A 24,451-nucleotide genomic window follows, 5' to 3' on the forward strand; every position below is an offset into this window, starting at 1 on the left:
TGCTCACCCGCTATTAATCGCTGTACCTCTCGAAAGCAAGACTTATTGAGAATAATTCTCAATAGTGTTTTTATCCACTCTTCCTGCTTGCCACTCTTCACACTATGACCACCTTAGTGAAACCGATGGAGACGGAAGCCAATACATTCGATTTTTACACCACTGAGCCACTTCAGCATGCACGCGATTTCATCACTGACAGCACAAAGTCTGTGCGCACAGATTCTCGTCACGTGGCTAAAAAAGCATTAGAGATCAGCAATGAGTGCCTAGAGGCATGGTTGCTCTTAGCACAGTCATACCAAAAATTTCCGATAGCAAGAGACACCTATCTAGAAGCTATTCAGATAGGACGTAAGCAAGCTACAAGCCCACTATTTGTGCAACTCTACTACGGGTTAGGCTTACTCTATTACCGCCACAACCAACTAGATCAAGCAATTGAGACCATTCTCGAACTCCTCCCACTCGATGAATCTGATCCCTGCAACTCGCGTGAGATTCTTACTCTTTGCTACCTTCACCAAGAAGATTTTATTAAGGCTCACGCCTGCTCCTCTCACCCCAGCTATGACAACTCACTCTCTAGCAGAGTGGCTCAAGCATACATCGCCTTTCGTTCTGAAATCCCATGGTGGTCACCGGATCAGATGGATTATCTCGACGAGGAATTGTTGGGCCGCACAACTTGGCAATGGATGCATGAACAGTGCAATAGCCTCAAACGGCTCTACCGCCAAATCAACCACGCTAATCCATTTTTCACAGCATTCATGCTCAACCCAAACTGTCATGGCATAGACACTCCAATGACCGTAGAAATGGGCCAAGCGAGCGAAGCTCTCCATGTAACGAAGCTCCACCACGAACTCTGGCACGAACAAGAGCTTCCAATCAAACTGCTTGAAGAATTCCCGTGGACGAACCCGACAAAATCACAAATAACAGAAGCGGATAAGCCACTGTTATTACAAACCATACAGCAGCTGGAAAAACACAGAGAAGCCGTGCGCTCAGCAGCAGAAAGGGATTACCTACAAGATCGAGATCTCTATTAGATAGGACCACTGAGAGGCTCTGAAACTTTAGTCGACTTACGGTGAATCGCTTTAATCACCACACCGTCCGCGGGGCCAAACAGCCACGCTAGAATAAACAGCCCGAGCCCAGCCACAACTACGGCGGCCGACTGATTTCCATTCGTCCAAACATGGATATAAATTCCGGCTATCGATGAAATCAGAGCGTGAAGCCCAGACAAAAACAGCATTTTCTTTAAGCTATGGGTACACAAGTACGCTGTTGCTGCAGGGAGAATCAGCAGAGCTATTACCAGTATTGCCCCAACCGCTTGAAATGCGGCAACCACGACCACGGATAAAAACGCCATTAATGCGTAATGGACGACACCTGGTTTATAGCCAAATGAAGCTGCAAGACCAGCATCGAAAGAACTTAGCATTAACACTCGATAAAAGAGCACTACCACACAAATCGTCAATACAGCCACGACAAACATGGTCATCACTGGACTTGGCACATCTAAGCCGAATACTTTAATCGTGTCGTAATTTAAAATATCTCCAAGCGCACCTTCCAGAACGCATTGCTGATCGAGATGTACCTTATCTAAAAAAAGCGACATCAGCACTACACCGAGTGCAAACAAGGTGGTGAAAGCTATACCAATAGCTGAATCCTGCTTGATTCGTGTGCGTTGGTGAATTTGCTCAATCAGGACTGTCACTAATAAGCCAGCCAATGCAGCTCCTATTAAAAGCCAAGGTGAAGCTAGATCTCCTACGAACAGAAAAGCAACCACTATCCCCGGCAGCACACTATGACTAATAGCGTCTCCGACCAAAGACATGCGTCTGAGTACTAAAAATGCTCCAAGCTGCGAACACGGCAGAGCCACCAAAAAACACATAAGAGTCAGCCACACTGCACCCATGCCAAAATATGCCCAAGGCAATTCCCAAATACTCACACTTACTCTTCTTTTTTATGCTCTAAATTAGCAGGGGTTGATCTCACTTTTTTTGTAAATTTAGAAAGAATATCCTGCATCAATCCAGCTTTCCTGTGAGAGCTAGCTTTATCATCAACTTTAATAAGTACACGAACGGTTTTAATTTGAGGTTTTTCATTCATAACATTACTTACTAGACCTATATCCTGTTTCCTCCAACTTTCCAACACTCGAATCCACAGCACGTTGCACCGATGGAATCGGCTTACCGTGCGGATCAAACTCCGGAAAGTCCAAATCTCGTTCTAATCTCCGAACTGCCTCAGCTCCTAATACGTGCTCAATCTTTTCAGCATCATCGTGCACGTGGTCAGCTTCATAATTTGCTAGGTCAGTAAGATAGAGCTCCCACAGTCGGTGGTTTCTGACAATCTCCACAGCCCGTCGCCACCCAGATGGAGTAAGATAAATTGCTGTTTTTCCCTCTTCCCAAGTTGCTTCATTCGAATCCACTAGCAGTTGACCTTGTTTCACAGCGTCCTCTAAGGTGACCCTCCGAATCATAGCGAGTTCTTTCAAACTCACACCTGAATCAGAAAACTCATTCGCTTCCAGCACCTTGTATATTGCTTTAAGAATATTCTCTCTCTCCACTCTTTTACGCTGCTGTAGATGACGCATCAGCTTCGCCAGCACTCCGTGTTGGGGAGCTACGAAATAGACCACTCCAAAAGTGAATGCACCCATAAGAGAAATCACCGGGCCTGGTGGCATCCCACTCATATGGCTGGAAATCAACCCACCACTGACACACGCAAAGCAGCCAAAGCCAACGGCATAGAGCATCATGCGATTCATACGGTCACTCAACAAGTAGGCGGTAGCTGCGGGCGTGATCAACATTGCCGATACGAGCACGACTCCCACTGCTTGTATGGCTACAACGACAGTAAAAGTCAGTAAACCGAAGAAAATGAAATTCAAGATTTTCACAGGGTAACCCAAGCCAATAGCAAATCCCTCATCGAAACTAAGTATCTGAAATGGACGAATAAGGGCTAACACAGAGAAGACGACGATTGCGGTCACCCCACCCATCAAAGAAAGGTCGAGAGAGGAGATCACAGCTAAATCGCCAAACAGGAAATCTTTCACACCACTCTGTTGGTCCGTCGAATTCCATAAAATGCCAATCGCAAAAAAGGAAGCAAGTACGATCCCTAAGGCCGCATCTGACTTTAGCCGTGTGGATTTTTCAATCGCGCGCACTACCACTACGCCCAGTAAGCCAGCAACTAGAGCACAACCAAAAATCACAAAGGCATTTCTGTCATCACTCCACATGAAACCAGCTACCACTCCGGGGAACACTGCATGCGAGAGCGCGTCCCCTACTAAGGCCACCCTGCGCACTACCACATAGCTACCTAACAGGCCACAGGAAATACCCACCATCAAGGCAGCTAACAGCGCTGACTGAACAACGCTGAGAGAAGCTAACACATGTGGCATATCCAAAAACATTTCTTATTGTGTGTGTTTAGCCGCAGGAACTTGAGCTGCACGTTCAGCCATTTCAGAAAGAATCGTCAGTTTCCCTCCATACGTTTTATGCAGCAACTCAGGCGTAAAGATATCCTCAGTTTTCCCAAATGCGACAAGACGCATATTCAGCAGCACTAACATATCAAAGTACTGTTGGGCCGACTGCAGATCGTGATGCACCACTAACACAGTCTTGCCTTTCTCACGCATTTCTTGAAGCAGAGAAATGATTGCACGCTCAGTAGCTGCATCGACACCTGCAAATGGTTCATCCATGAAATACAGATCACTATCTTGAGCTAGCGCTCTAGCCAGGAATACCCGCTGCTGTTGGCCACCACTCAGATTACCGATCTGGCGATTCGCGTACGGAAGCATTCCCACTTTATCGAGTGCCTCACTAGCAATGATTCGTTCCTTTTTCCCCACGCGCTTGAAGAGCCCTAACTTCCCATAGGTTCCCATGAGAGCCACATCCATTACCGTCACTGGAAAGTCCCAGTCGACACTCTCACGCTGTGGTACATAGCCCACACGGTGGAGCATTTCCTTCAGAGGCTTACCAAAGACTTTGACCCATCCACCAGAGCTTGGAACCACGCCCATGATGGATTTTATAAAAGTCGACTTCCCCGCTCCATTAGGACCGATAATTCCCACCAAGTTACCCTCAGGAACAGCTAAATCCACACCATACAGCACAGGACGCTTATGGTATGTGACAGTGAGATCGTGGGTCTCAAGAGCAGGAATGGACATAGTTGTTAACTGCGTTAAAAAGTAGAGAGTAGCAAGCCGTTAGTCGGACGAATGTCCGATAGACACCTCACTACTATCTACTCTTTTCTATTAAAATTTAACAGTAAAGCCAGTGAAGGTGCTAAAGTCGGTCGCGGCATCGTTCATTCCAGCCACGGCACCTATGTCGAGCTGGAACAGCTCAGTGACCGCATAGGTAACTCCCCCACTCGCATGGGCTTGATAATGACCTCCAGTAATACCAAGGTATTCTAGATACACGCCCCAGGTAGCACTTATTTCGTATCCGAGCACAGCGGTCTGAAGTAAATTAGAATCATAGCCGTCCTTCTCATCGTTATAGATATATTCCCATTCGAGCTGACAACCAAAGCTCCATTTCTCATTAATATCGTAACTATATGGAAGAATCAAACCACCTTCCCATTCATTATTCGAAAGGTCTCCCCCAAGAGGAGCTTTCATATAGGGAAGCAAAGCGAAAGCTGATTCACCTCCATCATTACCCCATAAGTTATACTTCAGGCGGACGATAAGATCACTCGTGCCATCTTCAATTCCATCTTTAGTCTTTTCTTCAATGTAGGGAGCAAAAATAAACTGAAGATCCATGCTATCAGTCACACCATACTTCAAATTTGTTTCAGCCCATGTCCATGCCTGAAAATTAAAATCTTTGGTATAGTCGACAGCACTCGTTTCAATCTGCCAGTACCCTTTATCTACTGTAATAGGGCTTTCTGTAGCATCTGGACGGTCAGCGGCTAGACCGCGCAAACCCTGTTTCCCTTGTTCAAGGAATACTGCCTCACTCCCAGCAAACGCACTAACAGCGCTAGCTAACATCAAGCATATAGCTAAGTTTTTCATGAAATTATCCAACAGGTTTTAAGATTCATTTGAGACCATCAACCACAGTGTTGATATTGTGTTTCTGCATACCAATATAGGTTCCACGGTCATAGGACTCACCATGAAGCTCCACAACATCGCCCAGATCACCCATAGCATCTGAAAATAACTCTTCATGGCTTAGCGAAACACCGGCTTTTTGGGCCACAGTCTGAATTCCCTTCTTGTTCACGCTAGACTCGGGGAAAATCATTTTGAGCTGACGTCCTTTGATAAAAGTGATGAGGTTCTCAACATCCTTCACACCCGAAATATTCTCAGTCGACAGTCCCTGTAAGCCTTTTACCTCAAAGTCATATGCCTTTGCAAAATAGAAAAAGGCATCGTGACTCGTCACTAATACACGCTGATCAGCAGGCACCTCAGCAATACGCTTCTTCGACCAATCTTTAAGATCTAGCAACTGTGCTCGGTATTCTTCCCCGCGCGCTTTGAACTCATCGGCAAACTCAGGTGACTCCTTAGTCAGACCAGTCACTACGACATCAATCGTTTTCGACCAAAGCTCAGGATCACCCCATACGTGTGGGTCTGCATAATCTTGATATTCCTCTTCAGGCTGAATAAGCTCTGCTTTGCTCATATTCTTAGTGACTGCATACACGTCATCACCTTTTGCAGCACGCTTCTCGAGCCCCTCTTGGACATGCCCTTCGAGATGAAGGCCTGAATAAAAAATAACATCCGCGGTATTCATAGCCGCCACATCACTGGCTGTCTGTTCATAGCTGTGAGGATCCACACCAGCCTTCATCATACCGACCACTTCGACCTTATCACCACCGATGACCTGAACCAGGTCAGTCACCATCGTAGATGTCGCTACCACGTTAATCTTCTCCTCATCCTGCCAAATACTCAGCGGCCTATTACAGCTATTCAGTCCTAATACTAGTAAGGCTACAGTACCTCCCAGAAAGAATCGTTTCTTCATGCAGCAGGCAATACGCAGTAGACTAACTAGGGTCAACTACATTTTTTAGCCTAGGCTAATTTTATTCCTTTAGAGAATACTTCTATGCCTTGTGAATCTCATAACGAAATCATCGATAAAAAAAGGCGCTCCACCGATAATGGAACGCCTTTTAAAAAATATTGATAGAAGTCTTAAACAGTCATCACTTCAGCTTCCTTAGCAGCTGTTGCCTCATCTACCATTTTCACATACTTATTAGTAGTAGTCTGAACTTGCTCTTCAAAATCATGTAGGCTGTCTTCGGTAAGAACATTCTCATTCTTGAGCTTCTTACCTTTGTCCATACCATCCTTACGGCAACTACGGAGACGTACCTTAATATCTTCAGAAATTGTTTTTACACGCTTCACCATCTCCTTACGGCGTTCTTCTGTAAGCTCTGGGATAGGAAGACGTAGCGACTTACCTTCGTTCACTGGGTTAAAGCCAAGTTGAGCCTCACGGATACCACGATCGATATCTTCTACTGTGCTCGCATCATATGGCTGAATCATGATCTGACGTGGCTCAGGAGTCGTAATCATGGCAAGCTCACGTAGCTTCATTTTACTACCGTATGCCTTCACTTCGATAGTCACATTTTCTACGAGAGCTGGTGATGCTTTACCTGTACGTACGCCACCGAATTCGATGTTCATATTCTCAATGGCTGCTTCCATTGTCATATCGAGTTCTTCAAGAACAGTTGTTGGTTCCATAGTAATATTGATTAATTAAAAAATTTAGTCTTCGTTGCACACGATTGTTCCAATCTCCTCACCTTCGATCGCCTTGGTAATGTTTCCATGCTCATTGAGATCAAACACGATAATTGGAACATTATTATCCATACAAAGTGAAAATGCAGTGGAATCCATCACTGCTAGCTGGTCTGAGAGACAGCGACGGAAAGAAACTTGCTCATAACGTACTGCATCCGGATCTTTCTTAGGGTCAGCGTTGTATACGCCGTCGACCATGGTTGCTTTAAGAATAGCACACGCCCCCATCTCACTTGCTCGCAGAGCGGATGTCGTATCTGTGGAGAAAAATGGGCTACCCGTACCAGCTGCGAAAATTACAACACGACCGTCTGAAAGGTGACGAGATGCTTTGCGACGGATAAATGGTTCCGCTACGTTTTTCATTTCGATAGCAGACTGCACGACACAAGGAACACCTTCGACTTCGAGTGCACTCTGCACGGCAAGAGCATTCATCACTGTGGCCATCATGCCAACATAGTCAGCTGTAGCACGGTCCATACCTCGAGCACTTGCGCTCGCACCACGCCAGAAGTTACCACCACCGACAACGATTGCGATCTCGATTCCAGATGCATGAGCCGCTTTAATCTCTAAAGCAATCCTTCCTACAATCTCAGGTGAAATATTATCTTGGCTACCAACCTCACGGAGCGCTTCTCCGCTCAACTTAAGGACTACACGTTTAAAGGATCGATTATGTTCACTCATAGCTCAGCTGCTCTTTAGAAAACAAATTGCCACCAAGCATGCAACTCCTATTCATTAGATTACCAGAAAAAGGACGACAATTTATGCACACTGAACCCATGTAAAACCGAACATCACAGCTACCCCACCTCCCCTGTAGTGAAATTTGATGAATAAAAAATACGGAAGCTACGTATATGTCCGCATGCTACGCTATGTTCTCCTATGGATACTCACCCCGATCTTTGCGATTGCTGGTGAGCGACCTACGGACATGAGCCCCTTTTTAGAAGCACACTGTTACGAGTGCCATGACGATGGAATGTCTAAAGCAGACTTAAACCTGCTCGACCTCAAATTTAGCCCCGATGACCCAGACAACTTTGCAACCTGGGAACGTATTTTCCGAAAAGTGCATGAAGGTGACATGCCCCCCAAGGACAACGACCGCCCCGACTCAGAGGAGCTCAAAGTATTTCTGGCTAGTGTGGCCAATCCCTTGGATCAAATCGATAGAGCGCTTATCAAAGAGAAAGGACGAGTTCAGGCTAGGCGTCTTAGCTGTGAGGAATACGAGTATAGCCTTCATGATTTGTTGGGAGTTGGAGTCAAACTAAGCGAATCCCTCACAGCCGACACCGAAGAAGGCTTTACCAATACCGCGGCCCATCAGCAGCTCAGTCATTTCCACCTAGCAAATTACCTCAATGCTGCGGACACAGCTCTCGATGAGGCATTTTCACGTATTCTGGAAAAAGAACCCAACTTCGAGAAACATTATGGAATCAAGGACCTCACCGATAAACTAAGGAAAGGCAACTACCGTGGCCCTGAACCCAAGGAAAATGATGTCATCGCGTGGTCAATGAGGGTTCAATTCTATGGAAGATTACCTAAACTCAAAGTTCCTGAGGATGGTTGGTATGATATCACCATTCACTCAGTATCAGGAATTAATCGGGGAGATGATGAAGTCACCTGGGGACTACTCACAACCGGTTCGGGTTATTCAAACGAACCTCTACAATACACTGTGGGAATTATCGAAGGAGCTAAAAAGCCTTCGGACAGAAGCTTCCGTGCTTGGATCCGCAAGGGCCACTGTCTGATCATAAAACCAGCCGAAGCTGGAGCTAAAACTGCAAAGTCGAACCTAAAGGGAAAGGATGGCGGAACAGTCATTTTTGATGACCGAGACATGAAAGCCGAAGGCTGCCAAGGTATCCGATTCTCAAGCATTACCATCAAACGCGTCCACCCCAACGGCAGCAGAGCTGATGTCATGGAGAACTTATTTCCTGGCATCACAGAAAGTGAACTCAGAAAGGGACCACCTGAACCCGCGACGGAAGCTACCCGGTTACTCAAGCACTTTGCCAAACACGCCTTCCGCAGACCTGTTGATTCAGCATCGCTAGCCCCCTATGAAAAACTCGTCACTGACTCACTAGCGTCAGGTAAGGACTTCACTCAAGCCATGCGGTATGGCTACCACGCCATTCTTTGTTCCCCGAATTTCCTCACCTTTCATGAGAAGCCAGGCAGACTAGATGACTATGCCATCGCCTCGCGCTTAAGCTACATGCTTTGGAAGTCGATCCCCGACAAACATCTCCTAGCACTTGCTGATGCCGGCACGCTCAATGACCCGGCCATCATCACAAAGGAAATCGATAGGATGCTGGCGAGCCCGAAATCAACACGCTTCGTCACATCATTCACTGAGCAATGGCTCGAGCTTCGCGATATTGATGCGACGCAACCTGATGAAAAACGTTTTAGATCCTTCGACCCCATTCTCAAAGAATCGATTATTGCTGAAACTCGAGCATTCGTGTCCGAGCTCATTAATAATGACCTTCCTATTGGAAACCTCCTTCAATCAGATTTCTCCTATCTCAACACCCGTCTCCAAAGTCACTATGGCTATAAAAATATAGAGCTCCAACCAGGTAATGGTCTTCAGAAAGTGAGCTTACCTAGTGACGTCCGCTCAGGACTACTCACTCAAGCTGCAATTCTAAAAGTGACGGCTGATGGATCCGTAACCTCGCCAGTTGTCAGAGGAGTGTATGTGAATGAGAAAATTCTCGGCCACCATATTGATCCCCCTCCACCTAACATCCCCGCCATAGAACCAGATACTCGTGGAGCCATTTCCGTTCGCGACCAATTGGAAAAACACCGAGATTCCAAGTCCTGTGCTTCATGCCATGCAAAAATTGATCCCGCAGGCTTTGCTCTCGAGGAATTTGACCCAATCGGCAATTATAGAAAATTTTATGGCGCATGGAATAAGTCCGCAAAGGTGAATCCATCTGGCATTACTCCAGACGGGAACACGTTTAAGAACTATAATGGGTGGCGAGACATACAGTTATCCAAACCTGAAAAACTCGCTGAGGCCTTTGCCGGACAAATCCTGCGCTACGGCACAGGAGGCGAACTGCGCTTCAGTGATAAAGAGGCTCTGAAAAAGATCACTGAAAAATCACGCAGTACAGACTATGGTGTACGCTCACTCATCAAAGCCACCCTCACAAGCAGCCTCTTTTTAGAGAAATAACCAACCAATCTAGAATCCACTATGTATATATCTACCGGTAAAACACTCTCACGTAGAACTGTGCTTAAGCAGGCAGGTATAACATTATGTTTACCGATGCTAGATGCTATGGTTCCAGCTTTTGCTGCTAGTTCTAACACCCTTAACCCTCGCCGATTTGTCGGAGTTTCCCTCGCGCTCGGTTTGCATAACCCATTACTCATACCCGAAGGTGAAGGGACAAACTACAAACCCTCGCATTACCTCAAGGACATTCAGGATCTCCGCGACGATTTCACAGTCATCTCAGGCACTTCCCACCCTGGCGTGAATGGTGGACACGCTGCAGAAGCATCCATTTTCACTGCGTGCCCCATGAAGCGAGGCGCAGCCACAGTGAACACAGTCTCTGTTGACCAACTGATGGCTAAGCACCTAGGTCACCACACACGCTTCCCCTCACTCGTTCTCAATACCAATGGATCGCGCTCCCCTTCTTATTCAGAAAATGGTTCGATGATTCCAGCTCTTTCAGATGCGCGTAAGCTCTTTTCCCAGCTTTTCATCGAAGACACTCCCTCTGCAAAAAAACGTCAGCAGCTGATCAATAAACGCGGTCAGTCAATTCTTGATATTGTGAGGACCGAAACCAAATCGCTGACTCGCGAGCTCGGTACAGGTGATCGTGACAAAATGGAAGAGTGGCTCACCTCTGTACGAGAGCTAGAAGCTCGTCTTGAAGCAAACGAAGCATGGCTAAACCACCCAAAACCCAAAGTAGAAAGCACGCCTTCTACTGCTGAGAACAATAACGCTCCCGATCAAATGAGAGCAATGTTAGATGTAGTGGCTCTAGCTCTGCGGACCGATTCCACCCGCTTTGTCACCTTGCATTGCACAGGTAGCAGCGTTCGAGCTCTCGATGGCGTAGAAGAAAGCTACCACGCACTCTCCCATCATGGAAAAAATCCAGAAAAACTAGAACAGCTTTCTATTGTGGAGAAAACCACCGTCGACAACTGGGGTAACTTCCTGCGTGAACTCAGAAAGCACAACATCCTTGATCACACGATGACTATGCTTACATCTAACTTGGGCAACGCCTCATCGCACGACAACCGCAACATGCCAGTGCTCTTTGCTGGGGGCGGGTTCAAACACGGTCAGCATCTAGCCTTCTCCCGCACAAAAAACTACCCGCTGCCAAATCTCTACCTCAGCATGCTGCAAAATATCGGACTCGAAAAAGAAACTTTCGCGACCTCGACTAGTACGATGACTGGGCTAACCTAACGGTTACTAGAGCTCTGCGAGTTAACTCACTCGCCTTTGGGTCCTTCTACCGCAAAGCTGGTATTGAGCTTGGTTACAGGTGAGCCTTCTTTCGCTCCTACTATTTTAACATCACAGATGAAAGTATGGTCGATCTGAGCCTTCCCATTAAATTCCACTGTCTTTTGGACAGCTTCAATGCCCAATTCAACTATGTTTTCGATACTAAGCTCCACACCCTCAGGTGCCACAGCATTAGACAGATCAAACTCTATGACTAACTTCCCGTTTTCTAATCTCCCTTGTAGCTGAATCTTTGCCATTGCTAGCAGATTGACCTGTGGCTGGGCATAGTTTTCTGTCGCACTTGGAATAGGTACATTCAAGGCAATGGCTGCGATAAGGTCTTCGGGAATTGCTCCAGACACCACCATAGGCCGCACCATCACAACGCTTCCTGCATAAGTATTTTCTATACCTACCACTCCATGCACATCAGTACCGGCGAGACTAAGAGGCTGCCAGATCTGATAGACTGATTTAGTCGAAGCGAAAAGCGATACACTGAGTGAGAGGAAAAGGAATAATGTCTTCATAAATCTATTGAGGTGAAGGAATACGGCTAGCGATATACTCATGAGCTACATTGATGAACTCACTAGCTATCGGCTTAAGCGCGCCTTGATAAATAGCACCTATAATCAATGGGTCAAACCCATCCAGTGCAATAACATCAACTCCATCAACTGGCTCCACTCCAGGAATTCCAACTCCCACACCTGCGCCGAAGCCACGGCTCACATACCGCTGAATAACATCCAACGCATTCACCTCCATACTCGGCTGCCAATCAATCCCCCGTGCAAGTAAACCATTTTCAAAAATCTGACTCAACACCTCGTTTTGCGGTAGACCGACCAAAGGTAACTTCGCCTCATAACCATCGCCATCTTTCTTTTTGCGAATGATATCTTCAATTTTTTTCACCTTACACGAGCTAGGAACGAGCAAAACAAGAGGGATCGTCATGAGCTCCTCAGCGCGTAAACCTTCATCTAATTTCCCATGAAGTACCGTCAGAGCAATATCAGCCTGCTGAGTAGTCAACTGTGAGTACACTTCTGCGGGCTCCACATCACGGAGAGTGAGCCTAAGCTCCGGAACTTTCAGCTTAAGCTGCTCGAGTACTTCGGGAAGATGGTTCCCTAATACTGAGGCTGAAGCGGAGATTCTCAAGTGCTTACCATCTTCCCCCTTCAAACGCTCCTCTACCTCAGACAAGCCAGAGAAAAATGGATAGGCGAAGTCGTAGAGCTTTTCACCAGCTGGTGTCAGCACAAAGGGTCTACGGTTAAACAGCTTCACACCTAACTCTTCTTCGAGTTGCAAAATCTGGCCACTCACGGCTGGTTGTTGGATGCCATACGGCATTTTTCTAACAGCAGCTGTAATCCCTTCATATTTTGCTACAAAGTAAAATAGCTCGAGGTGATGCACATTCATGATTCAAATCTCTAGCAAGCATGTATAAGCAACAACAGCTTTATCTTTACAGGCTTTCTTACTCACTGTTAGGTCTAAACTAAGCACATTTATGATTGTTCAACCCAAAAGACAAAGGATCGCAGGAGTAGTTGCATTCACCCTGCTTTACCAATGCGGATTAGCTGCCTTAGCCATTACCCAAAACAATTACGAATTCCTCTACTACAGTGCAATCCAGCTCAGTTGCATTGCACTGTTAAGTATAGCACACAAGCGTATCCATTACAGCATTAGCATTCTATGGTTACTTAGCTTATGGGGTCTAATCCACCTTGTTGGTGGTTTATTCTATGTGCCAGAATCCTGGGTAGCTGCTGGAGAAAGTCGGGCGCTCCACAATTTTACTGTCATTTCTTCCATCAAGTACCAACACATTGAGCATTTTTACGGGTTCTTTCTGGTCACTTGGGTAAGCTGGCAAACTCTGTGCTCTATCATTCACTTGCGCTACCAGCGTAGACTGATGCCTAGTTTTGGCCTACTCCTGCTCTGTGCGACATCTTCTATGGGATACGGCGCGTTCAACGAATTGGTTGAATTTCTGGTAAGTCGAGTGATGGGAAATGCAGATATTACTGGCTACGAAGATACAGCTTGGGATATGGTCGCGAATACTGCGGGTGTGTTTTTAGCTTCCATTACGATCAAATTACGTAATCTCTAGTCCCATATGGCAAAAGGATACGACACGAACCAAGCGCGTTTACAGGCTCTCTCATTATTCGGAAAAGATCTTGCGCGCCGCGCTAAGTCGAAGTGCGAACTGAGCGGTGAATCTGGAGTCTCACTTAAAACCTACGAGATCGAACCTACAGCTAGCGAGCCCGACTACGACAAGTGCTTACTCGTCTCAGAAGCCGTACTTGATCAGCTAAAACACCCAAAATCTATCCAGTCCAAGCAATGGCGTGGAGTGCTGGCAGAACTCATCTGGAGTGAACTCCCAGCACAACAAGTAATGGCATACCGGCTCCTCGAGTTCATCGCCAAAAATGAATCTTGGGCGCAAGATGTAATCGATGAGGCCTACATAGACGAATCAGTCATCGAGTGGGCGGAAAAAGCACCACTCTAAGCATAAAACTACTCAGGCTTTTTCGAGCCCAACTTCTCTACCCCGAGCATTAGCGCAGCACCCGCTATCATAATTACCACGGCGACCGCTAGACTGCTGTCAAACTGTGGGAAGTAGCTCTCATAACTGAGCACCTTCTTCTCACCATTTTTGAAGATCACTTCAGCCTCACTCTTCCAAGGCCAAATAATAGCAAGCGATCCTGCCACAAAACCCGTGATCACTGCGACAGCATTGTCATGGTAGCGCTTGAATAGCCAACTAAGGAAATGCGAAAGTACAATGAGCCCAACTACAGCCCCCACGCCAACCGGAATGAGTATAGGCAGAGACTCTCCGAGATTACCTTCGCGGAGCTTATTCACCGAGCTAATCATAATTAGCTGATAGTTGCCTAACAGCAGCAGAACAAAGGAACCTGAAACGCCCGGAATAATCATGCTGCACATCGCCACCACACCACAAAGCATGAGGTAAAACAGATTTGTATTCTCACTGGCAGCAGGTGCAAATGCCATGCTCAGAGCGATCGCTAAACCAATCACTAGTGAGACAAACCTAGAAGGTGACCACTGCTTGACCATCTTACCTACTGAAGGGATCGAAGCTAGAATCAGGCCAAAGAATAGCGCCGCCACATAGATTGGATATTTTTCAAATCCAATTTCTAAAAGCTTTGCCAAGGTCAAAACACTACAAAGAACACCAGCCCCTAGGCTCGCTAAAAACCAGAAATCTATGTAATCGATAAACTCTTTGACCTTCCAGCTCAGCAATAGCTTCACGGCCTTCAGATCGAAGGATTTGAGCGCATTGATCAGTCGCTCATAGATCCCGGTGATAAAAGCTACTGTACCACCTGACACACCTGGGACCACATTTGCAGCCCCCATTGCAAAGCCTTTAAAGAAGACACCTAATAGATTCATTGTTGGAGGGACTATATATCTATACATAAAAACAGCGCAACCAAATAGGCTGCGCTGTTAAGAAGTTTTACATACTCAAATGAGCTTACATTTCAAGCATCATGCGAGTAGGATTCTCAAGGCATTCCTTGATACGAATGAGGAAAGTTACCGCTTCCTTACCGTCGACAAGACGGTGATCATAACTCAGTGCGAGATACATCATTGGGCGGATTTCAACCTTACCGTCCACTGCAACTGGACGCTGCTGGATGGTGTGCATTCCGAGAATACCTGACTGAGGAGCATTGAGGATAGGAGTCGAAAGTAGCGAACCATAGACACCACCATTAGAGATAGTGAATCCACCACCCTGAAGGTCAGACATTTCGATCTTACCTTCACGAGCCTTCGCTGCATAATCGAGAATGTCTTTCTCAATCTCAGCAAAGCCTTTCTTGTCACAGTCACGAAGAACTGGAACAACAAGACCTTTCTCGGTGCCGATAGCACAGCCGATATCGATGAAGTTATTCTGTACGATGTCAGTGCCGTCAATGCGACCATTGATCGCTGGCACATCTTTAAGCGCCTGAGAAACAGCTTTCACAAATATCGACATGAAGCCTAGCTTACAACCATGCTTCTTCACAAAATCTTCCTGCACTTCTTTACGAAGCTTCATGATCGCAGACATATCAACCTCGTTAAAAGTAGATAGAATTGCTGCGTTCTGCTGAGCATTCACGAGGTGCGTTGCAATCTTACGACGCAACATAGACATTTTCTTACGTGTCGTACGACCTTCCTGAACAGCTGCACCTGACTTCTCTCCAGCTGATGCTGGTGTAGAAAGGTTGGGCTTAGCTGCTGGCGCTGGTGCCGCAGCCTTGACTGGCGCTGGCTTAGCTGCTGGTGCAGCTTCCACTTTCGGAGTTGCGACTGGTGCTGGTGTAGATGCCGCTGCTGGAGCAGATGCACCGACTGTAATCTTGGCAATAAGCGTACCAATATCTACTTCTTCACCTTCTGGAGTGATGATTTCGATCGCGCCTGTTACTTCAGCTTCGAGCTCAGTAGAAACCTTATCGGTCTCAAGAGTGACGAGAACGTCCCCCTTAGCCACACTGTCACCATTAGACACGTGCCAGTTTGCTACGTTTGCAGAGGTTACGGACTCACCTGCTGCTGGAACAAGAACGTCTACTACTTCACCGCTACCGCTTGCTGCTGGAGCAGAAGCTACTGGCGCTGGCTCTTCAGCTTGTACTGCTGGAGCTGGAGTCGCTACCGCAGCTGCGCCAGCTTCTTCGATCTTAGCTACCAGTGTTCCGATCGCTACTTCTTCACCTTCTTGAACAAGAATCTGGAGAGTACCAGATACTTCAGCTTCAAGCTCGGTGGAAACTTTATCAGTTTCGATAGTGAGGAGAATGTCGCCTTTGGAGACGCTTGCTCCGTCAGCTACGTGCCACTGGGCTACGTTTGCTGAAGTGACGGACTCACCTGCGTTTGGGATTGTTACTTCAAATGACATGTGTCTGTGTGGGTAAAAATATAAGTTAAATTAAATTAGACATTGAATGCATTGTCGAGAAGAGCCTTCTGCTCCTTCTTGTGCACTGCCTTGGAACCAGTAGCTGGGCTAGATGCTGCCTTACGGCCTGAATAGCGGATGCGTGCATCAAACGTCTCCATGAGGAGTGGGTTGATGAAGCTCCAAGCACCCATGTTCTTTGGCTCTTCCTGACACCAAACAAACTTGGCGGCATTCGGGAACTGGCTGGAAAGCGCTTTCACCATCTCTTCATGGTACGGATAAAGCTGCTCTACACGGAGGATCGCAGTATCTTCGATTCCATTTTCTTTACGATGCTGAACGAGATCGTAGTAAACCTTACCAGAACAGAAGACGATACGGTCTACCTTCTCTGGGTTTGCAAACTCCTTATCGTCAGGAAGAATTTCCTGGAAACATGTGCCTGTTGCGAAGTCTTCGATATCAGAAACTGCTTCAGCACGTGAGAGCAAGCTCTTTGGTGTCATCAATATCAATGGCTTACGGAAACCACGTTTCTTCTGACGACGCAATGCGTGGAAGTAGTTCGCTGGAGTAGTGAAGTTACCTACTTGCATGTTCTCTTCAGCACAGAGCTGAAGGAAACGCTCGAGACGTGCACTGGAGTGCTCAGGTCCCATGCCTTCATATCCGTGAGGAAGAAGCATGACTAGGGAACTTGGTGTCTGCCATTTGGACTCAGCAGATGCGATGAACTGATCAATAATGACCTGTGCACCGTTAGAGAAATCACCGAACTGAGCTTCCCAAAGGGTCAACATAGTTGGGTAACCTAGCGAGTAACCGTAATCGAAACCTAAAACTGCAAACTCGGAAAGAAGTGAGTTGTAGACGCAGAATTTCGCCTGATCACCAGAGAGGTTCTGAAGTGGGAAATAACGGTCGCGTGTCTTGTTGTCATAGAACACAACATGACGCTGAGAGAATGTACCACGACGGCAATCCTGACCTGATAGACGAACCGCATTACCTTCCATTAGAAGACCACCGAAGGCGAGTGATTCAGCAAAAGCCCAGTCGATCCCCTTACCTGACTCGAGCGCATCTCTACGACGAGGTACAAATCGCTTAGCCAGTGTTGGGTGTAAATTAAAACCATCTGGCACATTCGTAAGAGTATCGCCAATATGTTTGATTCTTTCTAGGGTAAGACCCGTGTCGACTGGTGCGTGAGAGTAAGGTGGTTGTGCTTGAGCAGTAGAACCTGAGAACACCGAGCGATCGCCCTGTTTCTCCATTTCACGCATCGTTAGATAACCTTCTTCCAGCTTATCCCAGATGGAATTCTGGATACCATCTGCGACTTCTTGAGTAAGAGTATTAGTAGTAACTAGATCAGCCTTGTAAGCTTGACCTAGAGTCTTTTTCTTAGCGATCTTACCGTAAATGTGTGGAGCGGTGAATGCTGCTTGGTCAGTTTCATTGTGACCCTGACGACGGTAGCAATACATGTCGATCACTACATCACGACCAAACTTCTGGCGAAATTCGAGAGCAAAAAGTGCAGCCCATACGAGCTCTTTAGGATCTTCACCATTCACGTGTAAAATAGGAGCTTCGATCATCTTAGCAACATCAGTTGCATAAGCTGAGGAACGCGCATCTTCAGGCATCGTAGTGAAACCAATCTGGTTATTTACAATGAGGTGAATGGTACCACCTGTACGGTAACCAGGAAGCTGGGAAAGGTTGAGAACCTCAGCAACAGAACCTTGACCAGCAAACGCGGCATCACCGTGAATGAGGATCGGAAGTACCTGCTTACGATCGGTTTCTGCACCATCATCACCGATGATACGCTGACGAGCACGCGCCTTTCCTTCTGTAATCGCATTAACAGCCTCAAGGTGAGACGGGTTTGCTGCGAGACTGAGACGGACCTCACCATCAGCTAGCTTACGAACATTTTCGTAACCAAGATGGTACTTCACATCGCCATCACCAGCGACAATCGCTGGAACATAGTCAGGTGTGAATTCGTAAAGAATTGTCGTGAGTGACTTCTGGAGGAAATTGCGGAGTACATTGAGACGACCACGGTGAGCCATACCAATCTCGATTTCCTTCACGTCACTAGATGGACATTTCTCAAGGATTGAATTGAGAAGCACCATGAGGCCTTCACCACCTTCGAGTGAGAAACGCTTCTCACCGAGGAATTTCTTACCAAGGAATGATTCGAAAAGTTCAGACTCGAGAATCCATCTGAGTGCTGTTGCAGCATCAAAACCCTGCTGAGAGTTGTCTGAAAAACGGTTTTCAATACGAGTCCGGATCCAGTTACGCACTTCCGTATTATGGATGTGCATGAACTCAAAGCCGATCTTGCTAGAGTAGCACTCCTCAAGTCCTGTAACCATTTCGCGCAGCTTCATTTTCTGACCACTGCGGAAGAACTGAGTGGAAGCTTCACGATCAAGATCCGCATCACTAATACCGAACTGAGAAAGCTCAAGACGTGGGTTACGTGGAGCGGCGTCCTGCAATGGGTTAATCTGCGCTTGGGTGTGCCCCAATGTACGGTAATTGTAGACAAGTGATACACATTTACCACGGAAATTAATGGAGTGCTCGTCACTGGCTGGTGACTCAGCGGGCACAGATGCAGCACCGCTGCTAGCTTTAGCCCCCTTTTGCTTTGATTGTGAATTACCTAGCTCGAAGCCTTCAAAAAAGGCTGACCAATTTTCTTCAACAGAGCGCGGGTCGTCACACCACTGTTCGTATTTCTCGTCGAGCAGGTCTGCATTCAGGCGGGCAGAAACGGATGATTTCATTTTGGTGGATTAAATAGCTGTATACTTGACGCGTGACATGCATTTATTGCTTAGTCAGCGCAACCGCCATCTACTTAGGAGGTCAACAACTCCGAGTCAATCGTACATCTGACAAATTCGTTACGATTCCAATGATTCATTCATCAAACTAATCAATTCTATTCATTATGATCGAAGTCCAAAACCTCACTAAGTGCTACGGCAGATTCACCGCCGTTGATAATATCAGTTTTGAGGTGGGTAATGGCCAAGTAGTTGGGTTCCTAGGACCCAATGGTGCTGGTAAAACGACCACACTCCGTATGCTCACCGGATTCCTCCCACCAACGGCTGGAAAAGCCACCATAAATGGTTTCGATATCTTTAAGGATTCGATCAAAGCGAGACGCTCGATCGGCTACATGCCTGAAAATGTTCCTCTCTATGATGACGTGCGCGTACGTGAATACCTCAGATTTAGAGCACACCTCAAAGGGCTCCGCGGGCGCGATGCGCGCAACCACGTTGGCGAAGCACTCGAGATGTGTGGACTCCAGCACATGCGCCGTCGCATGATTAAAACTCTCTCCAAAGGATACCGCCAGCGTGTAGGACTAGCGGATGCACTGATCAATCAACCACCCTTACTTGTCTTGGACGAACCTACCAACGGCCTCGATCCGAACCAAATCCGTTCAATCAGAAAATTAATTAAGCGACTTGGTCAGAAACACACGATCTTAGTCTCTACGCACATTCTTAGCGAGGTAGAAATGGTCGCTGACCATGTGATCATTGTAGATTCCGGTAAGATTAAAGCATCAGATACCCCTGAAAACTTGATCCATAACATGCGAGCAGCTGGCCGTATCGAACTTGAGATCCAAGGAGACGCTCAGATCGTACAATCCGCTATTGAAAACATGGGCAACGTAAAAAAGGTGACTAAGGAAAACTCTGAAGAGTCTTGGAATAACTTTTCAGTCCTCTGCGACTCCGGCACAGATTCCCGCGAAAAAATTGCCAATATGGCGACCGAAAACGGCTGGAAAATCCGCACCCTACATCGTCATAAATCGACGCTCGAAGAGGTCTTTGTAGAACTCACTCGCCGAGACTAAAAAAGCGCACTTCTTTCCGAAGTGCGCCCTAAAAAAAAATCATTACGTCGAACTACTCGCTTCCGAGTTGTTCGACTTTCTTTTTCAGTTCTCTGAAGTCAGTCATCAACTTTGGAAGGCGGGCCACAGCAGCCACACTGCGCTGCTGGTCTTTTACAGGGCGGGCTGGATTCCCCCAGTACACTTGTCCACCCTCTAAATTCTTCATCACCCCTGTTCTGGACATCAGAATGGCTTTATCTCCCACATGAATATGACCTGCCATCCCTACTTGTGCAGCAACAGTCACATTATTTCCAAGCGAAGAACTCCCAGCAATACCCGTCAGAGCCACAACTAAGCAATGCTTACCAGTGACCACATTATGGGCGATCTGAACTAAGTTATCGATCTTTGTTCCTTCACCGATCACGGTTTTACCAAAGCGAGCTCTATCTATAGTTGTATTCGCTCCGATCTCCACATCATCTTCGAGCACGACAATGCCGACCTGGTCGACCTTTTGGTGCGCCCCGTCTACAAATTCATAACCGTATCCATCGGAGCCGATCACCGCACCTGGTTGAATAATCACACGGTCTCCCAGTTCACAAAACTCACGAACCGTCACATTCGGATAGATCAGGCAATCTCTTCCCACTGTGACATTCTCACCGATAACAGCTCCTGCCTGAATTTCAGTACCATCGCCGATCACTGAACCAGACTCCACCACTGCATTTGCCTTGATCGATACCTTCGCTGAATCAAACTTCACATCTTCAGCCACGTAGGCCGACGGATGAACTCCAGGCTTAAAGCTACGCATCTTGGATGAAAGCTTCTTCACCACTAGGCCAAATGCATACGAAGGATTCTCCACTTCCACATACACCGGTCCATCAGGAAACTCTGTCACCACTGAAGGAACTAAAACCAATCCAGCCTTTGTGCTCAAATAATCATTGTAGTACTTCTCATTCCCAAGAAAGGAAACATCACTCGCAGACGCATCATTGAGTGCAGCAAGACCTCTGTAACCATTTTTTGACTCACCCGCTACTACGCGGCCACCTGTTAGCTTGGTAATTTCCTCTAGTGATAATTCCACGCACAGAACCTGCATCATTGCACAGTACTTGTCATGGAAAATGATTCTGAGGAAATTAACTAACCTAGCTCCATAGATTTATCACTTGGCAAAGGCTGGCGTAATTATCGTAGAGACAATGCTTAATATAAAGCACACCTACTACCGATCCGACAGGAGACTTTATTGTTTTGAATCAGGTCCCCTGTCAACTTTTACAAAAGTTGTGAAAATTCTAAACTTCGCCCTTCAAACTTCGTGCATCCGCTGCATATTGCCGACATGTCAGCAGTGAACTTCAAACGCGGAAACGAAAAACTCATCAAGGTTCTCGATGGCGCATCTAATCATTTGTGTAGCCTACTCGAGAAACAAGGCCGCGCTGATGGAGCCTTAAGAATTGCTGTCGTTGGCGGTGGTTGTTCCGGTCTCCAGTACAAAATGGATCTAGTAGATGGCCCTCGCGATCGCGACATCCTCGTTCACAGTAATTTGGTCAATGTGGTAATCGATCCGAAGAGCGCCCTCTTCGTGGCTGGCAGCGAACTCGACTTCTCTGACGACCTCCAACAGGGAGGCTTCAAAGTAACCAACCCGAACGCACAAGTCACTTGCTCGTGTGGAGAAAGCTTTGCAGCGTAATTTTCACTCGCCCAACTGTCTCTTCTGCGCTAAATAAATACTCAATATCGTATGAAAAAATTTATCACCCTTACATTTAGTTCACTCGCTGTTATCACCTTCAGCTCTTGCACCAACGACACTACAACAGTCGGGGGCGAAGCACTTAATCCAGTTATCGCTAACTCGAAGTACCCAGATGCACACCCTGTAGCAGGAGAGTCGAATAAATTTATCAGCCCGTACAGGCCTTACAACGTTATCAATGTCAAAGGTGTCAGACCAGGCCTCCTCGTTCGCGATATTTCCACCGCTAAAACTGGAGCCAATGGCAAACCTGACCTAGCGACAGCGAAAATTTTCCGCATTCCGGCGCCGACCACCAGCGCACAATAAGCGCTTACTTGTACAAATTCCCTGAGTCAGGCGCTTGAGCTTCATCAATCCGCTGCACCTTCAACACCGGATACGTAACACCGTCGATGTGCTCATAGCTCATCACGCCGCCTACCTTAACCCAAGTGTTCGCTGGAAAGTTAGGTAGATCACCTTCGAACTCGATAGACATCGGGATCGTTTTCATGTCCGCAGCACAGCAGGTCATGAAAAGTCGGTAGAGGCGCATTCTATTCCCCTTCGGATTCCGATTGGTTTCATCTCTCAAGAAACCCTCGGTTTCAAATGGCAAACCAGTAAACACGCGCTCGAGCTCTGAATCCCCCGCTGAGTAAAAAAGCTCTAGTAAGTTGAGCTGGTAAAGTCCATCCGCGGACTTCTGCCGTGTTTTATCTAAAGTCTCTTTGGTAAAGGGTGGCAAATCAGCCAGAAATCGCATCGATGCAGGATCTAGGTCCTGCGCCGATTGTTTATGAATATGCGCCTCGTCTATCTTGTGAGTGGTCCACGATAAGCTCACTATCAGGGGCACTAGAATGATCAGAATCGCCATAAAGGGGTTCAGGTCGCTCTCCTCATGATCATGAGAATGCTCGTGATCATGACCACACTCATCACCGTGACCACAGCTCGTCTGGACCCGAAAGGTAATCAGATTAAACAAGGCGACCACGCAGCAGGCTAAACCACCTATCAACAAGGTGGACTGAAACTTAGGTGCTAAATACGCATCAAGATGTGGGCTTTGATAGAAATAAAGCATCACTCCGCCCCACATTAAAATGCAGAGAGCGAAGAGTATGCGTTGTACGTAAAGCATCATTGTGCACCTCCCTGCCATTTCATTTCAACTTGCCGACACCACTCAAACAGAGTCTCAGACTCCCCCCAGGCTATGCAGATACCTCCTACTAAGAGGAAAAGACCAACACAAAATACCGCTAAGAATTTTTTCTGCATCACGGTCTGGTAGAGGAAGAGTAACTTCACATCCATCATCGGACCAAACACCATGAATGCCATTTTCGATGCGTAACTAAATGTCCCCAGCGATGCGGCCAGAAAAGCGTCCGAGGTACTACAGACACTCAATACAAAAGCTAACACCATCAACAAGGCTGTGCCTTTAAAGGTATCCGTTGCAAAGCTATTGATCGTATCGAAATACCCCACCTGCATGATATTAAAGAGAGTCGTGAGACACACACCTATCGTGAAATACACCGCCACATCCACGAAATCCTTCATTCCTGAGCGCATCGCAGCTACTAACTTATTCGGTGCCGCTACAGGACTAGGGTGCTGATGAGAATGATCATGATCATGGTCACAGCATGAATGTGCGTGCTCTCCCTCGCTATGTCCATCTCCACAATCATCATGATTATGGTGCTCCTCATGGCTGCAGCATTTCTCCGTTTGGTGAGTATGCCCACACTCCTTTGAATCTGCATGCGCGTGCTTCTTCGTCACTTTTGCGAGAAGTGACTTACGCAAAACCTTCTCAATCGGAACATACATCAACACCACCCCCACTACTACAGCCACTAGGTAACCAATCCCTATTCTAGATAAAGTCACATACAGCGACTGCTGCTCATTAAAAGCACTCCAAGTACTTAGTATCGTCACCGGGTTCACTATCGGAGCCGCGAGCATATAGGTAAACGCACAGGATACCGGCAAGCCCTTCGCCACGAGCCTACGAATCACTGGAACCACAGCGCATTCGCAGACTGGAAGGATCAAACCTAATAAGCCGCAAGTCAGCACTGCTGGTAATTTTCTTTTCGGCAAAAACTTCTCCAGCATGCCCGCGGGCATATAGACATCGATAAACCCACTCACCAAGGTCCCCAATAAGATAAATGGAGCCCCTTCCATGAGTAAGCTAAGAAAGAAATACGCGAAGGTGCTATGCGAAAAGGAATCCATGAAGTGTAGCGCTATAGATAGCCTCCACTATG

Annotated in this window: 24 protein-coding genes; 8 read left to right on the forward strand and 16 right to left on the reverse strand. The window is 46.9% G+C overall.

Translation table 11 applies throughout. The annotated features are described in order from the left end of the window. Window positions 1-104: 104 nt before the first annotated feature. Window positions 105-1,058 (forward strand): hypothetical protein, encoded by a 954-nt coding sequence (locus tag ACSHX2_RS11910; RefSeq protein ID WP_435693173.1) that lies wholly within the window; start codon window positions 105-107, stop codon window positions 1,056-1,058. Here the strand turns inward: ACSHX2_RS11910 and ACSHX2_RS11915 are convergent. The 8 genes from ACSHX2_RS11915 to pyrH all read right to left on the reverse strand — a co-directional run bounded on the left by ACSHX2_RS11915 (window position 1,055) and on the right by pyrH (window position 7,618). Next, window positions 1,055-1,990, reverse strand: a complete 936-nt coding sequence (locus ACSHX2_RS11915) for a metal ABC transporter permease (RefSeq protein WP_435693174.1) — start codon at window positions 1,988-1,990, stop codon at window positions 1,055-1,057. The two genes, ACSHX2_RS11910 and ACSHX2_RS11915, sit on opposite strands and share 4 nt — an antisense overlap. A gap of 2 nt (window positions 1,991-1,992) precedes the next feature. Continuing rightward, the gene (locus ACSHX2_RS11920) at window positions 1,993-2,154 is read right to left on the reverse strand and encodes a hypothetical protein (RefSeq protein WP_435693175.1); all 162 of its coding nucleotides are present in this window, start codon (window positions 2,152-2,154) and stop codon (window positions 1,993-1,995) included. 4 nt (window positions 2,155-2,158) lie between these two features. Next, complete coding sequence (locus tag ACSHX2_RS11925; RefSeq protein WP_435693176.1) at window positions 2,159-3,496, reverse strand: metal ABC transporter permease; 1,338 nt, start codon at window positions 3,494-3,496, stop codon at window positions 2,159-2,161. Window positions 3,497-3,499: 3 nt separating this feature from the next. Then, window positions 3,500-4,276, reverse strand: a complete 777-nt coding sequence (locus tag ACSHX2_RS11930) for a metal ABC transporter ATP-binding protein (RefSeq protein ID WP_435693177.1) — start codon at window positions 4,274-4,276, stop codon at window positions 3,500-3,502. Between the two features lie 90 nt (window positions 4,277-4,366). Then, a complete protein-coding gene (locus tag ACSHX2_RS11935) occupies window positions 4,367-5,146 on the reverse strand; it encodes a transporter (RefSeq protein WP_435693178.1) in 780 nt (259 codons plus the stop codon). 25 nt (window positions 5,147-5,171) lie between these two features. Continuing rightward, a complete protein-coding gene (locus ACSHX2_RS11940) occupies window positions 5,172-6,122 on the reverse strand; it encodes a metal ABC transporter solute-binding protein, Zn/Mn family (protein WP_435693179.1) in 951 nt (316 codons plus the stop codon). Window positions 6,123-6,295: 173 nt separating this feature from the next. Then, window positions 6,296-6,862, reverse strand: a complete 567-nt coding sequence (frr, locus tag ACSHX2_RS11945; protein WP_435693180.1) for a ribosome recycling factor — start codon at window positions 6,860-6,862, stop codon at window positions 6,296-6,298. 24 nt (window positions 6,863-6,886) lie between these two features. Then, window positions 6,887-7,618, reverse strand: coding sequence for a UMP kinase (gene pyrH / locus ACSHX2_RS11950; RefSeq protein WP_435693181.1), 732 nt, complete (start codon window positions 7,616-7,618; stop codon window positions 6,887-6,889). A gap of 148 nt (window positions 7,619-7,766) precedes the next feature. Here pyrH and ACSHX2_RS11955 point away from each other — a divergent pair, with 148 nt between their 5' ends. Together ACSHX2_RS11955 and ACSHX2_RS11960 are read left to right on the forward strand one after the other, a co-directional pair. Further along, entirely contained in the window at window positions 7,767-10,163 is a 2,397-nt protein-coding gene (locus tag ACSHX2_RS11955; protein ID WP_435693182.1) for a DUF1592 domain-containing protein, read from the forward strand. A gap of 21 nt (window positions 10,164-10,184) precedes the next feature. Continuing rightward, window positions 10,185-11,435: a DUF1552 domain-containing protein gene (locus ACSHX2_RS11960; protein WP_435693183.1), complete on the forward strand. Its 1,251-nt coding sequence runs from the start codon at window positions 10,185-10,187 to the stop codon at window positions 11,433-11,435. Between the two features lie 26 nt (window positions 11,436-11,461). Here the strand turns inward: ACSHX2_RS11960 and ACSHX2_RS11965 are convergent, their stop codons facing one another. Then, entirely contained in the window at window positions 11,462-12,010 is a 549-nt protein-coding gene (locus tag ACSHX2_RS11965) for a hypothetical protein (RefSeq protein WP_435693184.1), read from the reverse strand. Window positions 12,011-12,014: 4 nt separating this feature from the next. Then, window positions 12,015-12,917, reverse strand: coding sequence for a LysR family transcriptional regulator (locus ACSHX2_RS11970; RefSeq protein ID WP_435693185.1), 903 nt, complete (start codon window positions 12,915-12,917; stop codon window positions 12,015-12,017). A 91-nt stretch (window positions 12,918-13,008) separates the two neighbouring features. Between ACSHX2_RS11970 and ACSHX2_RS11975 the strand changes: the two genes are divergently transcribed. Together ACSHX2_RS11975 and ACSHX2_RS11980 are read left to right on the forward strand one after the other, a co-directional pair. Then, complete coding sequence (locus ACSHX2_RS11975; protein WP_435693186.1) at window positions 13,009-13,623, forward strand: DUF2238 domain-containing protein; 615 nt, start codon at window positions 13,009-13,011, stop codon at window positions 13,621-13,623. A 6-nt stretch (window positions 13,624-13,629) separates the two neighbouring features. Further along, entirely contained in the window at window positions 13,630-14,034 is a 405-nt protein-coding gene (locus ACSHX2_RS11980) for a phnA protein (RefSeq protein WP_435693187.1), read from the forward strand. Between the two features lie 8 nt (window positions 14,035-14,042). Here the strand turns inward: ACSHX2_RS11980 and ACSHX2_RS11985 are convergent, their stop codons facing one another. The 3 genes from ACSHX2_RS11985 to ACSHX2_RS11995 all read right to left on the reverse strand — a co-directional run bounded on the left by ACSHX2_RS11985 (window position 14,043) and on the right by ACSHX2_RS11995 (window position 19,298). Next, the gene (locus ACSHX2_RS11985; protein ID WP_435693188.1) at window positions 14,043-14,963 is read right to left on the reverse strand and encodes a DUF368 domain-containing protein; all 921 of its coding nucleotides are present in this window, start codon (window positions 14,961-14,963) and stop codon (window positions 14,043-14,045) included. 85 nt (window positions 14,964-15,048) lie between these two features. Further along, on the reverse strand, window positions 15,049-16,479 hold the full coding sequence (gene sucB / locus ACSHX2_RS11990; RefSeq protein ID WP_435693189.1) for a dihydrolipoyllysine-residue succinyltransferase: 1,431 nt from the start codon (window positions 16,477-16,479) through the stop codon (window positions 15,049-15,051). A gap of 35 nt (window positions 16,480-16,514) precedes the next feature. After that, on the reverse strand, window positions 16,515-19,298 hold the full coding sequence (locus ACSHX2_RS11995; RefSeq protein ID WP_435693190.1) for a 2-oxoglutarate dehydrogenase E1 component: 2,784 nt from the start codon (window positions 19,296-19,298) through the stop codon (window positions 16,515-16,517). Window positions 19,299-19,465: 167 nt separating this feature from the next. Here ACSHX2_RS11995 and ACSHX2_RS12000 point away from each other — a divergent pair, with 167 nt between their 5' ends. Continuing rightward, window positions 19,466-20,398 (forward strand): ABC transporter ATP-binding protein, encoded by a 933-nt coding sequence (locus ACSHX2_RS12000; RefSeq protein WP_435693191.1) that lies wholly within the window; start codon window positions 19,466-19,468, stop codon window positions 20,396-20,398. A 52-nt stretch (window positions 20,399-20,450) separates the two neighbouring features. On the opposite strand, the gene lpxD is transcribed toward ACSHX2_RS12000, so the two are convergent. Beyond that, complete coding sequence (gene lpxD / locus ACSHX2_RS12005; RefSeq protein WP_435693192.1) at window positions 20,451-21,488, reverse strand: UDP-3-O-(3-hydroxymyristoyl)glucosamine N-acyltransferase; 1,038 nt, start codon at window positions 21,486-21,488, stop codon at window positions 20,451-20,453. Between the two features lie 261 nt (window positions 21,489-21,749). Between lpxD and ACSHX2_RS12010 the strand changes: the two genes are divergently transcribed. Then, window positions 21,750-22,109: a HesB/IscA family protein gene (locus tag ACSHX2_RS12010; protein WP_435693210.1), complete on the forward strand. Its 360-nt coding sequence runs from the start codon at window positions 21,750-21,752 to the stop codon at window positions 22,107-22,109. 51 nt (window positions 22,110-22,160) lie between these two features. Continuing rightward, window positions 22,161-22,484: a hypothetical protein gene (locus ACSHX2_RS12015; protein ID WP_435693193.1), complete on the forward strand. Its 324-nt coding sequence runs from the start codon at window positions 22,161-22,163 to the stop codon at window positions 22,482-22,484. Between the two features lie 4 nt (window positions 22,485-22,488). Here ACSHX2_RS12015 and ACSHX2_RS12020 read toward each other — a convergent pair whose 3' ends face one another. Beyond that, the gene (locus ACSHX2_RS12020; RefSeq protein WP_435693194.1) at window positions 22,489-23,307 is read right to left on the reverse strand and encodes a TIGR03943 family putative permease subunit; all 819 of its coding nucleotides are present in this window, start codon (window positions 23,305-23,307) and stop codon (window positions 22,489-22,491) included. Further along, window positions 23,304-24,419 carry a permease gene (locus ACSHX2_RS12025; RefSeq protein ID WP_435693195.1) on the reverse strand — a complete coding sequence of 372 codons (1,116 nt, stop codon included), beginning with the start codon at window positions 24,417-24,419 and terminating at the stop codon, window positions 23,304-23,306. Before ACSHX2_RS12025 ends, ACSHX2_RS12020 begins: the two co-directional genes overlap by 4 nt. Between the last annotated feature and the right edge of the window lie 32 nt (window positions 24,420-24,451).

Source organism: Rubritalea sp. (assembly GCF_051252225.1).
In the GTDB taxonomy this organism is placed as follows: Bacteria; Verrucomicrobiota; Verrucomicrobiia; order Verrucomicrobiales; family Akkermansiaceae; genus Rubritalea.

Bases quoted from the DNA above. Each gene is read 5' to 3' on its own strand.
- frr (WP_435693180.1), bottom strand. From the start codon at position 6,862: ATGGAACCAACAACTGTTCTTGAAGAACTCGATATGACAATGGAAGCA.
- ACSHX2_RS12025 (WP_435693195.1), bottom strand. From the start codon at position 24,419: ATGGATTCCTTTTCGCATAGCACCTTCGCGTATTTCTTTCTTAGCTTA.
- ACSHX2_RS12015 (WP_435693193.1), top strand. From the start codon at position 22,161: ATGAAAAAATTTATCACCCTTACATTTAGTTCACTCGCTGTTATCACC.
- sucB (WP_435693189.1), bottom strand. From the start codon at position 16,479: ATGTCATTTGAAGTAACAATCCCAAACGCAGGTGAGTCCGTCACTTCA.
- ACSHX2_RS12000 (WP_435693191.1), top strand. From the start codon at position 19,466: ATGATCGAAGTCCAAAACCTCACTAAGTGCTACGGCAGATTCACCGCC.
- ACSHX2_RS11910 (WP_435693173.1), top strand. From the start codon at position 105: ATGACCACCTTAGTGAAACCGATGGAGACGGAAGCCAATACATTCGAT.
- ACSHX2_RS11965 (WP_435693184.1), bottom strand. From the start codon at position 12,010: ATGAAGACATTATTCCTTTTCCTCTCACTCAGTGTATCGCTTTTCGCT.
- ACSHX2_RS11955 (WP_435693182.1), top strand. From the start codon at position 7,767: ATGAATAAAAAATACGGAAGCTACGTATATGTCCGCATGCTACGCTAT.
- ACSHX2_RS12010 (WP_435693210.1), top strand. From the start codon at position 21,750: ATGTCAGCAGTGAACTTCAAACGCGGAAACGAAAAACTCATCAAGGTT.
- ACSHX2_RS11995 (WP_435693190.1), bottom strand. From the start codon at position 19,298: ATGAAATCATCCGTTTCTGCCCGCCTGAATGCAGACCTGCTCGACGAG.
- ACSHX2_RS11925 (WP_435693176.1), bottom strand. From the start codon at position 3,496: ATGTTTTTGGATATGCCACATGTGTTAGCTTCTCTCAGCGTTGTTCAG.
- ACSHX2_RS11935 (WP_435693178.1), bottom strand. From the start codon at position 5,146: ATGAAAAACTTAGCTATATGCTTGATGTTAGCTAGCGCTGTTAGTGCG.
- ACSHX2_RS11920 (WP_435693175.1), bottom strand. From the start codon at position 2,154: ATGAATGAAAAACCTCAAATTAAAACCGTTCGTGTACTTATTAAAGTT.
- ACSHX2_RS12020 (WP_435693194.1), bottom strand. From the start codon at position 23,307: ATGATGCTTTACGTACAACGCATACTCTTCGCTCTCTGCATTTTAATG.
- ACSHX2_RS11980 (WP_435693187.1), top strand. From the start codon at position 13,630: ATGGCAAAAGGATACGACACGAACCAAGCGCGTTTACAGGCTCTCTCA.
- ACSHX2_RS11930 (WP_435693177.1), bottom strand. From the start codon at position 4,276: ATGTCCATTCCTGCTCTTGAGACCCACGATCTCACTGTCACATACCAT.
- ACSHX2_RS11960 (WP_435693183.1), top strand. From the start codon at position 10,185: ATGTATATATCTACCGGTAAAACACTCTCACGTAGAACTGTGCTTAAG.
- ACSHX2_RS11975 (WP_435693186.1), top strand. From the start codon at position 13,009: ATGATTGTTCAACCCAAAAGACAAAGGATCGCAGGAGTAGTTGCATTC.
- ACSHX2_RS11940 (WP_435693179.1), bottom strand. From the start codon at position 6,122: ATGAAGAAACGATTCTTTCTGGGAGGTACTGTAGCCTTACTAGTATTA.
- ACSHX2_RS11985 (WP_435693188.1), bottom strand. From the start codon at position 14,963: ATGAATCTATTAGGTGTCTTCTTTAAAGGCTTTGCAATGGGGGCTGCA.
- ACSHX2_RS11970 (WP_435693185.1), bottom strand. From the start codon at position 12,917: ATGAATGTGCATCACCTCGAGCTATTTTACTTTGTAGCAAAATATGAA.
- pyrH (WP_435693181.1), bottom strand. From the start codon at position 7,618: ATGAGTGAACATAATCGATCCTTTAAACGTGTAGTCCTTAAGTTGAGC.